Source organism: Rhizobium sp. AB2/73 (genome assembly GCF_020871915.1).
In the GTDB taxonomy this organism is placed as follows: Bacteria; Pseudomonadota; Alphaproteobacteria; order Rhizobiales; family Rhizobiaceae; genus Rhizobium; species Rhizobium dioscoreae.
On sequence record NZ_CP067071.1, the window covers coordinates 3051919 to 3065766 of the forward strand.

A 13848-nucleotide genomic window follows, 5' to 3' on the forward strand; every position below is an offset into this window, starting at 1 on the left:
GCGCGATCAGGCCTTGCGCCAGCCGAGCAGACCGGGCGTAGCATGCCAGAGCGCCTGGGCCGCAAAACCCATGAAAAGCACGCCGGAGCAGCGCACGATCAGCCGCTCATGCGCACGATAGAAGCGCCGCACGGCACCCGCGCCGATGATGCTGATGAGGATGAGGTCGGCCGTTATAAAGCCGGCGAAGGAAACGATGAGTAGCAGCGGCAGCGCTGAAGGTCAAAGCGCCGGCGGAGCCCGCGACAAGCGCCGTGAATGTCGCCAGCGCAACGGGATATCCCTTGGGATTGGTCACCCCGAAGATCAGGCCGCGACGGAACGGACGATCGACATTGACGAGCGCCTTGCCGTCACCCTTCGGCTTGGCCGTCACGGCACTCCAGCCGATCCAGGCGAGATAGAAGCCGCACAGCAAACCGAGCAGATCGAAGACGAAGGTGCCGATGGTCTTGGCGCCGACGATGGCGACCAAGGCCAGCGTCGACCAGACGAGATCCCCCAGCAGATGACCGCTGACGAAGAATGCACCCGCCTTGCGGCCCTGGCCGGCACCTATGCCGAGGAGTGCCAGAAAGGCAGGACCGGGAATAAGCACATAGAAAAGCGCCGCGAGGAAGGCGCCGACAACGAGCGATTGCGTCATGATGAGTGATCCCGCTGGTGATCGCGCGAGAGTAGCAATCTGTGGAATCCGGTCAAGCAGCTGGCCGTTTTAAGTTCCAGGAAGCCGTTGTGTTCGTGGGATGAAATCAATAAGAACGTAGTGGGGCCCAAAAACAAAGAGCGTAGGTAGGGAAGCGCTTATGAACAGCAGGATTAATACGGATTCGCTCGCCTTTCTTGTGAGCGATTGCGCCCGACTGATCAGGGCGGCCTTCGAGCGACGCATTCTTGTCGCTGGGCTCGGGCTGACGGCGGGTGAAGCACGGACGCTGATGCAGGTCGCCGCCATCAATGGCAGCCGCCAACTCGACATCGCCTCCCGGATGGGGCTGGAGCCGATGACGGTCAGCGCCTTTCTGGACAAGCTGCAGGCGCGCGGCTTGATCGAACGACAGCCGGACCCGCTCGATCGCCGCGCCAAGCGGATCGTTCTTTCGGAATCTGCGGACGCGAAGCTTCGGCAGATCGACCGTGAAGTCTGCGAAGTCGAGCGCAATGCGACGCAGGGCTTCGGTCCGGACCTTCAGGTTCAGTTGCATGACGCGCTGTGTGCTTTCCGCAGCAATCTGCAGAAGGCGGAAGCACCGGCGGAAGTCGAGCGCGAATTGCGGCCGGTGGATTAATTCCAGACCGCCATCCTGGAAAAAGGAAGCCCGCCTCCGGCGATCGGAAGCGGGCCATTTCTCATTTCAATACCTTACTTCGACAGGTTGCGCTTGGCGAGCGTGCGCAGGCGCAGCGCGTTGAGCTTGATGAAGCCTGCCGCATCCTTTTGATCGTAGGCGCCCTGGTCGTCTTCGAAGGTGACCAGCTTGTCGGAATAAAGCGATTTCGGGCTTTCGCGGCCGATGACCATGACATTGCCCTTGTAGAGCTTCAGCGTCACTTCGCCTTCGACATGTTCCTGGCTCTTGTCGATGAGCGCCTGCAGCATCTCACGCTCCGGCGAGAACCAGAAGCCGTAATAGATCAACTCGGCATAGCGCGGCATCAGCTCGTCCTTGAGGTGCGCGGCACCGCGATCGAGCGTGATGGATTCGATGGCGCGATGGGCCGCGAGCAGGATCGTGCCGCCGGGGGTCTCGTAGACGCCACGGGACTTCATGCCGACGAAACGGTTCTCGACGAGATCGAGACGGCCGATGCCGTTGTCGCGGCCATACTCGTTCAGCTTCGCAAGCAAGGTCGCCGGGCTCAGGCGCTCGCCATTGATCGAAACGGCATCGCCTTTTTCGAAGCCGATCTTGATGATGGTGGCCTTGTCGGGCGCGGCTTCCGGCGAAATCGTGCGCATGTGCACATATTCAGGCGCTTCCTGCGCCGGGTTTTCCAGAACCTTGCCTTCGGACGAGGAGTGCAGCAGGTTGGCATCGACGGAGAAAGGCGCTTCGCCCTTCTTGTCCTTGGCAACCGGAATCTGGTGCTTCTCGGCGAATTCGAGGAGGTCGGTACGGCTCTTGAACGACCAATCGCGCCACGGCGCAATGATCTTGATATCCGGGTTCAGCGCATAGGCCGAAAGCTCGAAGCGAACCTGGTCGTTGCCCTTGCCGGTTGCGCCGTGCGCGATGGCATCGGCGCCGGTCTTTCTGGCGATCTCGATCAGATGCTTGGAGATCAGCGGACGGGCAATCGAGGTGCCGAGCAGGTAGACGCCTTCATAGACGGCATTGGCGCGGAACATCGGGAAGACGAAATCGCGCACGAATTCTTCGCGCACATCCTCGATATAGATCTCCTTGATGCCGAGCATTTCGGCCTTCTTGCGCGCCGGCTCCAGCTCTTCGCCCTGGCCGAGATCGGCGGTAAAGGTGACGACTTCGGCGCCGAGCTCCGTCTGCAGCCACTTCAGGATAATCGAGGTGTCGAGACCGCCGGAATAGGCGAGAACGACTTTCTTCACGTCTTTATGTGATGCCATGATGAGTTCCGTTTCGAGGCGGGCCAGGAGAAAGGCCCGCAAAGCTGTATCGCGGAACTTTTAGCGAGATTATCGTGCGGCGCAAGGGGAAGCGCGAACGGGACGTTTCTCAGAGATGAGCGCCGATGTTCATTCGCTGATGCAGGATGCGGATGATCGTGACCGTTTGAGCGACATCTTTATAGATAATAAATGTGAGCCGGAGGCGAGAGCGAGACAATCTGGTTTGATACCGCTGATCTTGCGGCCGCGTGCGATGCCCTCCACCAAAGCATGACAACGATCACGCAGAGCGAAGACATAATCCTCCGCTTGCCCGTAACCCCATTTTTCCTCGGTATAGTCGTAGATTTGATCGATGTCGGACGTGGCTTTCGGCGAGAAGACCAATTTCTTCATCGCTGATTGCGCAACTTTCTCTTTCCTTCGATAAATTCATTGAAGTCAAACTCCTCCGGTTCGCCCGAGGCTTCGCCTTCGGCGATCGCCGCAGCGATCGCTTCTATTTCCGCACGGCTGCGCAATAATTTCAGCGCGGCGTCGATGACCTCGCTTGGCGAATCGTAATTGCCGTGGCTGATCTGCTCACCGATAAACGCATCCATCTGCTCGTCGATCTCTACGGACACATGTTTTGTCACGGACGCGACCTCCGGCGGTTTGACTTGATTGCCGAAAGTACCATATTCGGCGGCGACCGAACAATGCCTGAGGAGGGCGCCGCTCGTGACCGATATTCAAGCCATTTTCAAGAAATCCAATGTTGCCGTCATCACCGGAGGCGCATCCGGCATCGGTTTTGCCGCCGCAAAACATTTCGCCTCGCTGGGCATGAGCGTCGTCATCGCCGATCTCGGCGGCGACCGCCTGGCCGAGGCTAGCGCTGAACTCAAGACGATCGCAGGCGAAGAGCATGTCATGGCCATCGAGACCGATGTCGCCAGCAAAGACGCGCTGGAAGCGTTGGAGCGTGCAGTCCTGCAGCGTTTCGGCCGCGTACATGTGTTGATGAACAATGCGGGCATTGGTCCGGAAACGTCCGTTTTCAGCGCCCAGGCCGGCTGGGATGCGATCCTCGGCGTCAACCTGCTCGGCGTCATCAACGGCACGCGCGTCTTCGGACCCGGCATGCTGGCGCATGGTGAACCGGGCCTGATCATCAACACCGGCTCGAAACAGGGCATCACCACGCCCCCCGGCAATCCCGCCTACAATGTCTCGAAGGCGGGCGTGAAGGTCTTTACCGAAGCGCTGCAGCATGAGCTGCGCAATACGGAAGGCGCCAAGATTTCAGCCCATCTCCTCATCCCCGGTTTCGTCTTCACAGGTCTGACAAAAGGTGATCGAAGGGAAAAACCGGCAGGCGCCTGGACGCCGGAACAAACGGTCGAGTTCATGATGGAAAGCCTGAAGCGCGGCGATTTCTACATTCTTTGCCCCGATAACGACGTGGCTCGGCCGGTCGACGAACGCCGCATGCTCTGGGCCGCCGGCGATATCGTCGAGAACCGGCCGCCGCTGTCGCGCTGGCATCCGGACTATGCCGATCAATTCAAGGCCTTCCTCGAAAAGAAGGATTGATTTGCAATCAACCGAAAGCCCGATAAGAACGGAACGGACAGATCCTAAAGCACGTCGCGATTTTTCAGATTCGCTTCCTGTGCTTCAGGTTCTTGATTTTGCGCATGTCGGTCTCGCAAAACCGCTACCCACTTTTGCGCGACATGCTTCAATCCGGCTTTCGGAGCAGCCCTTATGGATTTCATACCCAGCCTGCCGACCCTTCTTGCCTTTTCCGCCGCAAGCCTGCTGCTGGCGATGACGCCCGGTCCTGACATGACGCTATCGATCAGCCGCGCGCTGGCGCAGGGTAAAAAGGCTGCGCTCTTCGTCGTACTCGGCACCACGCTCGGTGTTGTCGTCCATACCTGCCTCGTGGCCTTCGGCATCTCCGCGCTGATCACGGCTTCGCCGGTCGCCTTTACCGTCCTGAAGACCGGGGGTGCCGCCTATCTGCTGTGGCTGGCGATCCAGGCGATCCGTTTCGGTTCCAGCCTGTCGGTCAAGAAGGTCGATACGGTCGGCGGAACGCCGCTTGCAAACATCTCCAACGGCTTTTGGGTCAATCTGCTGAACCCGAAGGTCATCATCTTCTTCATGACCTTTCTGCCGCAGTTCGTGACCGCCGGCGATCCTGCCGTCACGCACAAGCTGCTCTTTCTCGGCTTCTTCTTCATCGTCATCGGCATGCCGGTGAACATGCTCGTCGTTCTTGCCGCCGACGGTCTGTCGTCCTGGCTGCAGCGGAATCGCGGCGTGATGCGCGGCCTCGACTACGCCTTTGCCGGCGTCTTCTCCATCTTCGCGGTGAAAATCTTCTTCACTCAGGCTCGTTGAAACCGGACCACTGCCCCGCAAACCTACCGGCAATCCACCAGTAAACCGTGGCGCTGGCCATGCCCAGGAATGCGAAACAGACCGCAACGGTGATCAGATTAAGGGTCTGCGGCCTTTCCATGCCGCCCGAAATCAGGACGGACGCGACTGCCGATAGGGTCGCGCCGAAAATTGCATAGCCATACCATTGACGCATGCCGCGCCATTCGAGAATGGGGATAACCACCAGAGACGGCAGGATGCTGACGACCATCGCGACCTTGGTGAGCGCAATGGTCAGAACGAAAAGCTCGGGCGCCGCGGTCTCTGGCACCGTCCAGACGGCGGCGCAGGCGAGCACGAAGCCCATGAGAGCGCAAGCGGCGAGATAGCCCCACAAGAGGCGTATCGGCCTGCGCAGTCCAAGGAGCATCGATCTCAGTCCTCGCCGTGATTGGCGATCATCATGGCTTCGAAGGCCAATCGCTCCGTCTTGCGCATGCGTTCCGACTCCGACTTCAGCTGACCGCAAGCGGCGAGAATATCGCGGCCCCGCGGCGTGCGGATCGGTGAGGCGTAACCGGCCGAATTGATGAAATCGGCGAACTTCTCAATCTGCTCCCAGTCCGAACACTGGTAGTTCGTGCCCGGCCACGGGTTGAAGGGAATCAGGTTGATCTTGGCAGGAATGCCCTTCAGCAGCTGGATCAGACCCTTCGCGTCTTCGAGGCTGTCGTTGACGCCCTTCAGCATCACATATTCGAAGGTGATGCGCCGTGCGTTCGACAGGCCGGGATAGGCGCGGCAGGCGTCCATCAGCTCCTTCAGCGGATACTTCTTGTTGATCGGCACCAGCATGTCGCGCAGGTCGTCGCGTACGGCATGCAGCGAGATCGCCAGCATGACGCCGATCTCCTCGCCGGTGCGATAGATTTCCGGCACGACGCCTGATGTGGAGAGCGTGATGCGGCGCTTGGAGAGCGACAGGCCATCGCCGTCGGAGGCGATCAGCAGTGCCGTCTTGACGCTGTCGAAATTATAAAGCGGCTCGCCCATGCCCATCATGACGATATTGCTGACCTTGCGTCCCTCGGCGGGCATGATCGTGCCCTGAGGCGCTTCACGATCCGGGAAATCGCCGAGCCGGTCGCGCGCCAGGAGCAGCTGCGACAGGATTTCCTCCGCCGTCAGGTTGCGCACGAGACGCTGCGTGCCGGTATGACAGAAGGAACAAGTGAGCGAACAGCCGACCTGGCTGGAAATGCAGAGCGTGCCGCGACCCTCTTCCGGGATATAGACGGTTTCCACCTCGACCGGCCGGCCTGCGCCGCGCGGCGGGAAGCGCAGCAGCCATTTCCGCGTGCCGTCATTGGAAACCTGCTCCTCGACGATCTCGGGACGCGCAATGGTGAAATGCGTCTTCAGCATTTCGCGCATGTCCTTCGACACATTGGCCATCGCATCGAAATCGGAGACGCCGCGTACATAGATCCAGTTCCAGAGCTGGCTGACGCGCATCTTGATCTGCTTGTCGGCAACGCCCTTTTCCTTGAGCGCCGCGCCCATCTCTTCGCGTGTCATACCGATCAGCGACGGCTTCGGCGAAAGCTCGACGGGCTGCGATACCGGCATCGGCTTGAGCCTTGAGGGGGTTATGACATCGGTGGCGGACATAGGATCGTTCCAACGGTTCACATCGGCGATGCCGCAAAAGCTGACGAAAGCTGCGGATGCGGACAAGGCACGGAAATCTGAAGATTCATGCGGTGGCGGGGCAAGCTATCTGCCGCACACCTATCGTTGGCGCGGCCTTTAGCATTAATTTCCGCCCGCGTCATCCCTTTCCCTCAAAAGCAAGGGTTGCCTTCAAAAACGAAAAGCCGGTCGACTTGACCGGCCTTGCTCATTGCGGTCGCGGCAGCAGGAAGATCACATTTGCGTGATCCTTCGGCCCTCGATCTTACTTGCAGTTTTCGATCTGCTTCAGCGCAGCCGTCACACCCTTCAATGAATAGGTGTAGGAAGTGGCAGTACCCTTCTTTGAGGTTGCTGAAACCTTCAGCGAGTGGCCGGATTTCAGCGCGGCGACCAGTGCCGGCTCCTGCGCGGCGTTCTCCACCCACGCGGCCTTGTCCTTGGTGAACATCACGAAGGTCTTGTTGTCGATGGTGACGTTGACCTTCGAGTTTTCCTTGAGGGGATAGCCCATCATTGCCTGCGGTTCATAAGAGATGTTCTGGCCCGGACGCTGCGACACGATGAAGAAATTGTCGCCATGGTCAATGCCCGTCGGCGGCGCCTTGGCCGTCGGCACGGAAAGAACGTAACATACCTTACCGCCGGCGGACTGGTAGGAATAGGCACCCCAGGCGTCGAACTGCTGAATGCGCGTGGGAGCCGCCGGCGCTGCTGGCGCCGCTGCCTGCGTCTGCTTCTTGGTCTGCGCGGACGCTATGCCGGTTCCGGCCAGAACGAGCGAGAGGGCGATTGCGAAGCTTTTTACAAACATGGTTTCCTGCCGATTTCTTGCGGTCCAGAGCTCATGGCGATTCGTTTGACGCACGCCTGTGCTCGTGAGCTGCCTTATTTTGACTTTATTCAGGTTACCAAACCGTCAACGGAGCGCTGCCGCCACCGGCCCCGTGCCATTTCAATCCAGTTATCGCGCAAAGCTTGAAACGCATCAGAAGGAATTGGAAAACCCGGATGATGAAGTACCACCCTGCAGCTTCGATTTAAGACAGAAAGATTCGGGCAAGAATTTGACCTCGCTAAAATCAGGGAGGTCTCATAAATCTCTGGAAACCCGAGAGGATTCAGATCGGCTCCGCAAACAAGCATCAGGCGGTCTTCATAGAATCGGGCTCGTTCTCCAGCGCGCGATCGGCGGCGTCGTAATGTTCCTGGCGGATATGGCCCCTGATCATGCTGAAGGCAAGCGTCAGCACCGCGACATCATCGGAAAAGCCGATGACGGCAAAGAAATCGGGGATGATATCGACGGGCATGACGAAATAGCCGAGCGCCGCCAGCAATATGCCGCGAACGCGGGTCGGCGTCTGCGGGTCGAACGCACAATAGAAGGCGGCCACGACGTCACGCGAGAACGGGATATGGCGAGCCGCCTTCCGCAAGGTCGGCCAGAATTTTCTGCGCACCGATTTCTCCTGCTCTTTTTGGGTCTCTTCGTCACCAGGCATCAGGATTTCCCCGTACTTGATGTCATCCATTCCATTCACCTCAATCAAGGCCCGTCGGCCGGGCCGTGTAAACATATGGTGATCGCCTGCCGTGATTCAATCGATCCGGCGCGCGGCCGCCTTCTCCATCGCCTTTGCCAGCTTCACGTCATGGTCGGTCAGGCCGCCGGCATCGTGCGTCGTCAGCTTCACCTCGACGCGGGAATAGACGTTGAACCATTCCGGATGGTGGTTGAATTTTTCCGCGGCAAGGGCAGCTTCCGTCATGAAGCCGAAGGCCTCGACGAAGCTGCGGAACTTGAAGGTCTTCGAAATCGAAAGACCGTCATCCGCGAGCACCCAGCCCGCAAGCTCCGCAAGATTTTCGTCGATTGCCGCGCGGTCCAGTCTGTCGTATTTCATGGCAAGTCACTCCTCTCTAGAGCAATTCCAGGAAAACTGCGTAGCGGTTTTGCCGTCCGGAATGGCGTAAAAGCAAAAGGATAGAGCGTTTTCGCATTTGGAAGAAAAGCGGAAAGCTCTGGCGGTGAAACGATAGCATGGATCGTCACAGGATACTTTTCGTCTGCGCCGGCAATATCTGCCGGTCGCCCCTCGCCGAAGGCATATTCAGGCATCTGGCAAGCAAGGCCGGCCGTGGCGGTGAATTCGACATCGATTCGGCCGGCACCGGCGGCTGGCATCAGGGAGAGCGCCCCGATCGCCGCTCGATCACGGTTGCAGCTGGCCACGGAATCGATATCTCGGACCAGCGCGCCCGGCGCATAGCGTCAGCCGATTTCGGCAAGTTCGATCTGATCCTGGCAATGGATCAAGACAATTTGAAGAACTTGCGCAAGTCGGCGCCTGCCGATGCGCTCGGCAAACTGCATCTCTTCAATGCCCTGGCGCTCGGAAGCAACAAGGACATTCCCGATCCCTATTACGGTGGCCGCGAGGATTTCGAGACGGTTTACACCATGCTCTTGGCCGGCTGCAGCGCGCTGTTGCCCAAAGCCGGGAAAGTGCTGCGGGGCTCGTGAAGCGGGAATATCTCTTCGGTGAGATAGGGACCGCCACCGACCGATTCGCGCGACGACAGAAGCACGAAGCGCCCGACCGTGAACGGCGCGGTGTAGAAATTGCCGCGGCCGGAGAGATAGTGCACCACGTCGTCGACCCGCGAGGATTTCAGCCTGGCGAGCGTCACATGCGGCGTGAACTTGCGGGGGTCCGGCTGCAGGCCGATCCGCTGGCAGATGCGCTCGATCTCGCCTTGCAGCGCGAACATATCCGGCGTCTGCGAGACCCCGGCCCAAACCGAATGCGGTTTCTTGGAGCCGAAGGAACCGATGCCCTCCAGCCGAAGCTGGAATTCAGGCCGATCTATCCGGTCCAGACGGTCGACGATCTCATCCGCGGTGCGGCCATCGACATCGCCGATGAAGCGCAAGGTGATATGGTAATTTTCAACGTCGATCCACCTGGCTCCCGGGAGACCACCGCGCAACAATGACAGGCTCATGGCCGCATTGCGCGGAATTTCGAGGGCGGTAAAAAGTCTCGGCATGACGAGCACTCCCCGAATCTCTTGCAGGTATAGGTAGGGAATCACGCATTTGCAGCCGGTGCAAGCATCTATTTCGCACCTGCGTCAATCGTCCCTACAAAACTCATAACATCAGGCAACATTTGCTCGACCATCACATCGACCCCCTTGGAGTTCGGATGCATCCCGTCCGAAAGCTGCAGATCCGCATGCGTGGCAACGCCATCTAGGAAGAATGGATAAAGCGGAAGCTGATATTTATCGGCCAGCCGCTTGTAGATCGGATTGAATTTGTCGGCGTAGTCGCCCCCCATGTTCGGCGGCGCCAGCATGCCGACGAGAAGGATCGGGATCTTTCTGTCCTTCAACCGTTCGATCATCGTCTCGAGGTTCTTTTCCGTCTGCTCCGGCGGAATGCCGCGCAGCGCATCGTTGGCGCCGAGTTCCAGGATCACGCCATCCGTGCCGTCGGGCACCGACCAGTCGATACGCGAAAGGCCGCCGGAGGTCGTATCTCCCGAAACACCGGCATCGGCAACCGCCACATCCAAACCCTTGGCCTTCAGCGCCGCCTCAAGCTTGGCGGGAAAGCCGTTGCCCGGCGGCAGCTGATAGCCCGCCATCAGGCTGTCGCCGAAGCCGACCAGCTGAATGGTGCGTGCATCGGCGGCATGAACTACGCCAAACAAAAGACCGAAAGTGATGACAGCGAAGTGAAGCGCAGCAACTTTAAAACCCATGATCCATTTCCTAAATTCGCTGCTCGGGCCAAATCGCGCCCGCCATTGTCTCTGATGTTCTCTGGTATATAGGGCGTTCGCATTGGCAAAAACCATCATCGAGCTGAAGAAGGCGGATTTGACGCTCGGCAATGCCGCCGCCTCCGTCCATGTGCTGAAGGGCATCGACCTTACCATCATGGAGGGTGAGGCCGTCGGCATCGTCGGCCCCTCCGGCTCCGGCAAGTCCACGCTACTGATGGTGCTGGCCGGCCTCGAAAAGCTCGACAGCGGCGAACTTCTGATACACGACACACCGCTGCATAGCCTCAGCGAAGATCGCATCGCCGATTTCCGCGGACGCAATATCGGCATCGTCTTCCAGTCCTTCCATCTGATCGCCAACATGACAGCGCTGGAAAACGTCGCCGTGCCGCTGGAACTTGCCAACGTCCGCGATGCGTTCGATATCGCCCGTCGCGAACTGGCAGCCGTCGGCTTGGGCGAGAGGCTCAATCACTATCCCGGCCAGCTTTCCGGTGGTGAGCAGCAGCGCGTCGCCATCGCCCGTGCGCTGGCGCCTTCGCCCGCCGTCCTGATTGCCGACGAACCGACGGGCAATCTTGACACCGATACCGGCCGGCAGATCGCCGACTTGCTCTTCGCCCAGCAGGCCGAGCGCGGCACAACCATGCTGCTCGTCACCCATGATCCCGCCCTTGCCGCCCGTTGCTCGCGCCAGATCCGCGTCCGTTCCGGCGAAATCGAGAACGACAGCATGCGCACGCGCGCCAATCAGGCGGCGATGGCATGAGCGCGGCGGGATTGCGCCTGCCGCTTGCCTTCCGCCTTGCCATGCGCGAATTGCGCGGCGGCCTTGGCGGTTTCTACATCTTCCTCGCCTGCATAGCGCTAGGCACCGGCGCAATCGCCGCCGTCAATTCCGTTTCCCGCTCGATTATCGACGCAATCTCGACGCAGGGCCAGTCACTGCTGGCGGGCGACGCCCGTTTCGAACTGCGCAACCGCGAGGCAACTCCGGAGGAATTCGCCTATCTCCAAAGCTTAGGGAAAGTTTCCCGTTCCACCGGCTTGCGCTCCATGTCGCGCCTGCCCGATGGCTCGGACCAGGCACTCGTCGAAGTCAAGGCGGTCGACGATGCCTATCCGCTCTACGGCAGATTCGAGGCGGAGCCGGACCAGCCGCTCGCAACGCTGCTTGCAGCCAAAGATGGCACCTATGGCGCTGTTGTCGCTCCCCTGCTGCTTGAACGCCTGAACCTCAAAATCGGCGATGCCCTGCTGCTGGGCAATGCCAGGCTTCGCATCACAGGCACCATTGAAAGCGAGCCAGATGCGGTATCTGAAGGCTTCGGCTTCGCGCCGCGCCTACTCACGAGCCGCAATGCGCTGATTGCTTCCGGCCTGATCACGACAGGCAGCCTGGTCGAACAAGCATACCGAATCCGCATGGACAATCCCGCGGCCGGCATTCGCAATCTCACCGAGCGCGCCAATGCCGCCTTCCCGCAGGCGGGCTGGTCGATCCGCAGCAGCGAGCGCGCCGCGCCACAGCTTGCCGACAACGTCACCCGCTTCTCGCAGTTCCTGACGCTCGTCGGCCTGGCAGCGCTCATCGTCGGCGGCGTCGGCGTCGCTAATGCCGTGCGCGCCTTCCTCGATTCCAAGCGCACGACCATCGCCACCTTCAAGTGCCTTGGCGCTCCGGCCTTCGTCGTTGTGCTGATCTACCTCATCCAGATCGCCGTGATTGCACTCGCCGGCATAGCAATTGGCCTCGTCCTCGGCGCTATCGCGCCGATGATCGCTTCGCAATTCATGGCGGAATTCCTACCGATTTCGACCGCGCCGAGGCTTTACCCCGGCGCGCTGACGCTCGCCGCCCTGTTCGGTCTGCTGACGACGCTGGCCTTCGCCGTTCCGCCGCTCGGCCATGCCCGCGAGGTGCCGGCAACCGCGCTGTTCCGCGAACAGGGCTTCGAGGCGCGCCGCCTGCCCGGCTGGCCCTATCTGCTGGCTGCCGGTGTCCTGATGGCGGCACTTGCGGCCCTGGCGATCGTCACCGCCTATGACCGCTTCATCGCTATCGTCTTCGTCGTCTCGATCGCAGGCGCTTTCGTCGTGCTGCGTCTGGTGGCGGCCCTGCTCTCCTGGCTTGCCCGCCGCAGCCCGCGCGTGCGCTCGCCCGCGCTGCGCCTGGCGATCGGCAACATTCATCGGCCGGGCGCGCTCACCTCGTCCGTCGTGCTGTCGCTCGGCCTCGGCCTGGCGCTGCTGGTGACCTTGACACTGATCGACGGGAATATGCGCCGCGAGTTGATGGGGCGCATGAGCGAACAGGCGCCGAACTTCTTCTTCGTCGATATTCAGGGGCCGGAACTGGAAGGCTTCCGCAAGATCGTCCTCGACATCGACCCCAAGGGCAAGCTTGTCGAGGCGCCGATGCTCCGCGGCCGGATCGTCGCCTTCAACGGCGAGGATGTCACCAAAATGAAGGTGCCGGCCGCAGGCCAATGGGTGCTGCGCGGCGACCGCGGCATCACCTATGCCGATACAGTGCCGGAAAACGCCTCGGTCACGGAAGGCAAATGGTGGGACAAGGATTATAGCGGCGAACCGCTGGTCTCCTTTTCCGAAGAGGAAGGCAAGGCGCTCGGCCTGAAGCTCGGCGACAAGGTTACCGTCAACGTGCTTGGCCGCAACGTCACCGCCACGATTGCCAGCTTCCGCAAGGTTCAATGGCAGTCGCTGTCGATCAATTTCGTGATGATCTTCTCGCCCAATACCTTCAGGGGCGCGCCACATGCCTGGCTCGCGACCCTGACCGACGCTTCGGCCACCTCCGCTCAGGAAGCGGCAATCCTGAGGAAAGTCACCAATAGCTACCCGACCATCACAAGCGTGCGCGTCAAGGATGCGCTCGATGTCGTCAACACGCTCGTGGGACAGCTGGCGACGGCCATTCGTTCCGCCGCATCTGTCGCACTCATCGCCTCGGTGCTGGTGCTGGCCGGTGCGCTCGCGGCCGGCAACCGCGCCCGCACGCATGATGCCGTCATCCTCAAGACGCTCGGCGCGACGCGGGCAACATTGATCCGTGCCTTCAGCTACGAATATCTGATCCTGGGGGCCGCAACCGCCATCTTCGCATTGATCGCCGGCTCCGCATCCGCCTGGTACATCGTCAGCCGTATCATGCGGCTACCTTCTGCCTTCCTGCCCGATGTCGCTTTCTCCACGCTGGTTATCGCGCTGATTTTGACGGTCGGTATCGGCCTGATCGGTACTTGGCGGATTCTCGGGCAGAAGGCGGCACCCGTTCTGCGCGAACTCTGAACTACGCTACCTATTAACCGAACACGGTGAATTGGCATGATATTACGCCGATTTAACGCAGCGCGGACCGCTAGACCCTTG

At 60.3% G+C, this 13848-nt stretch carries 16 protein-coding genes and 1 pseudogene; 6 read left to right on the plus strand and 11 right to left on the minus strand.

Translation table 11 applies throughout. The features are described 5' to 3' along the window. Nucleotides 1-6: 6 nt before the first annotated feature. Nucleotides 7-646, minus strand: a pseudogene (locus I8E17_RS15040) (LysE family translocator). Nucleotides 647-806: 160 nt separating this feature from the next. Here I8E17_RS15040 and I8E17_RS15045 point away from each other — a divergent pair. Next, a complete protein-coding gene (locus tag I8E17_RS15045) occupies nt 807-1289 on the plus strand; it encodes a MarR family winged helix-turn-helix transcriptional regulator (protein ID WP_069613357.1) in 483 nt (160 codons plus the stop codon). 74 nt (nt 1290-1363) lie between these two features. On the opposite strand, the gene I8E17_RS15050 is transcribed toward I8E17_RS15045, so the two are convergent. The 3 genes from I8E17_RS15050 to I8E17_RS15060 all read right to left on the minus strand — a co-directional run bounded on the left by I8E17_RS15050 (nt 1364) and on the right by I8E17_RS15060 (nt 3228). Further along, entirely contained in the window at nt 1364-2587 is a 1224-nt protein-coding gene (locus I8E17_RS15050) for an argininosuccinate synthase (RefSeq protein ID WP_069613430.1), read from the minus strand. 129 nt (nt 2588-2716) lie between these two features. After that, a complete protein-coding gene (locus tag I8E17_RS15055) occupies nt 2717-2986 on the minus strand; it encodes a type II toxin-antitoxin system RelE/ParE family toxin (RefSeq protein ID WP_229002031.1) in 270 nt (89 codons plus the stop codon). Next, the gene (locus I8E17_RS15060) at nt 2983-3228 is read right to left on the minus strand and encodes a type II toxin-antitoxin system ParD family antitoxin (protein ID WP_083258193.1); all 246 of its coding nucleotides are present in this window, start codon (nt 3226-3228) and stop codon (nt 2983-2985) included. The genes I8E17_RS15055 and I8E17_RS15060 overlap by 4 nt, the downstream gene beginning before the upstream one ends. Before the next feature lie 85 nt (nt 3229-3313). On the opposite strand from I8E17_RS15060, the gene I8E17_RS15065 reads away from it, so the two are divergent. Continuing rightward, nucleotides 3314-4168, plus strand: coding sequence for an SDR family NAD(P)-dependent oxidoreductase (locus tag I8E17_RS15065; RefSeq protein WP_069613356.1), 855 nt, complete (start codon nt 3314-3316; stop codon nt 4166-4168). Between the two features lie 174 nt (nt 4169-4342). Continuing rightward, nucleotides 4343-4984: a LysE family translocator gene (locus I8E17_RS15070; RefSeq protein ID WP_069613355.1), complete on the plus strand. Its 642-nt coding sequence runs from the start codon at nt 4343-4345 to the stop codon at nt 4982-4984. On the opposite strand, the gene I8E17_RS15075 is transcribed toward I8E17_RS15070, so the two are convergent. From I8E17_RS15075 to I8E17_RS15095, 5 genes are all read right to left on the minus strand, one after another. Then, a complete protein-coding gene (locus I8E17_RS15075; protein ID WP_069613354.1) occupies nt 4968-5396 on the minus strand; it encodes a hypothetical protein in 429 nt (142 codons plus the stop codon). The genes I8E17_RS15070 and I8E17_RS15075 overlap by 17 nt on opposite strands. Before the next feature lie 5 nt (nt 5397-5401). Then, on the minus strand, nt 5402-6637 hold the full coding sequence (gene rlmN / locus I8E17_RS15080) for a 23S rRNA (adenine(2503)-C(2))-methyltransferase RlmN (RefSeq protein ID WP_069613353.1): 1236 nt from the start codon (nt 6635-6637) through the stop codon (nt 5402-5404). A 286-nt stretch (nt 6638-6923) separates the two neighbouring features. After that, complete coding sequence (locus I8E17_RS15085; protein ID WP_069613351.1) at nt 6924-7472, minus strand: invasion associated locus B family protein; 549 nt, start codon at nt 7470-7472, stop codon at nt 6924-6926. A 331-nt stretch (nt 7473-7803) separates the two neighbouring features. Next, nucleotides 7804-8193, minus strand: coding sequence for a YkvA family protein (locus I8E17_RS15090; protein ID WP_069613350.1), 390 nt, complete (start codon nt 8191-8193; stop codon nt 7804-7806). A 66-nt stretch (nt 8194-8259) separates the two neighbouring features. Beyond that, entirely contained in the window at nt 8260-8565 is a 306-nt protein-coding gene (locus I8E17_RS15095) for a 4a-hydroxytetrahydrobiopterin dehydratase (protein WP_069613349.1), read from the minus strand. Nucleotides 8566-8702: 137 nt separating this feature from the next. Here I8E17_RS15095 and I8E17_RS15100 point away from each other — a divergent pair, with 137 nt between their 5' ends. Beyond that, nucleotides 8703-9185 carry a low molecular weight protein-tyrosine-phosphatase gene (locus tag I8E17_RS15100; protein WP_069613348.1) on the plus strand — a complete coding sequence of 161 codons (483 nt, stop codon included), beginning with the start codon at nt 8703-8705 and terminating at the stop codon, nt 9183-9185. On the opposite strand, the gene thpR is transcribed toward I8E17_RS15100, so the two are convergent. Together thpR and I8E17_RS15110 are read right to left on the minus strand one after the other, a co-directional pair. After that, on the minus strand, nt 9116-9712 hold the full coding sequence (gene thpR, locus I8E17_RS15105; RefSeq protein ID WP_069613347.1) for an RNA 2',3'-cyclic phosphodiesterase: 597 nt from the start codon (nt 9710-9712) through the stop codon (nt 9116-9118). The genes I8E17_RS15100 and thpR overlap by 70 nt on opposite strands. 68 nt (nt 9713-9780) lie before the next feature. Then, nucleotides 9781-10431, minus strand: a complete 651-nt coding sequence (locus tag I8E17_RS15110) for an arylesterase (RefSeq protein WP_113366663.1) — start codon at nt 10429-10431, stop codon at nt 9781-9783. Between the two features lie 82 nt (nt 10432-10513). On the opposite strand from I8E17_RS15110, the gene I8E17_RS15115 reads away from it, so the two are divergent. Both I8E17_RS15115 and I8E17_RS15120 read left to right on the plus strand, forming a co-directional pair. Beyond that, nucleotides 10514-11224 carry an ABC transporter ATP-binding protein gene (locus I8E17_RS15115; protein ID WP_069613345.1) on the plus strand — a complete coding sequence of 237 codons (711 nt, stop codon included), beginning with the start codon at nt 10514-10516 and terminating at the stop codon, nt 11222-11224. After that, nucleotides 11221-13767, plus strand: a complete 2547-nt coding sequence (locus I8E17_RS15120; RefSeq protein ID WP_069613344.1) for an ABC transporter permease — start codon at nt 11221-11223, stop codon at nt 13765-13767. Before I8E17_RS15115 ends, I8E17_RS15120 begins: the two co-directional genes overlap by 4 nt. Nucleotides 13768-13848: the final 81 nt, after the last annotated feature.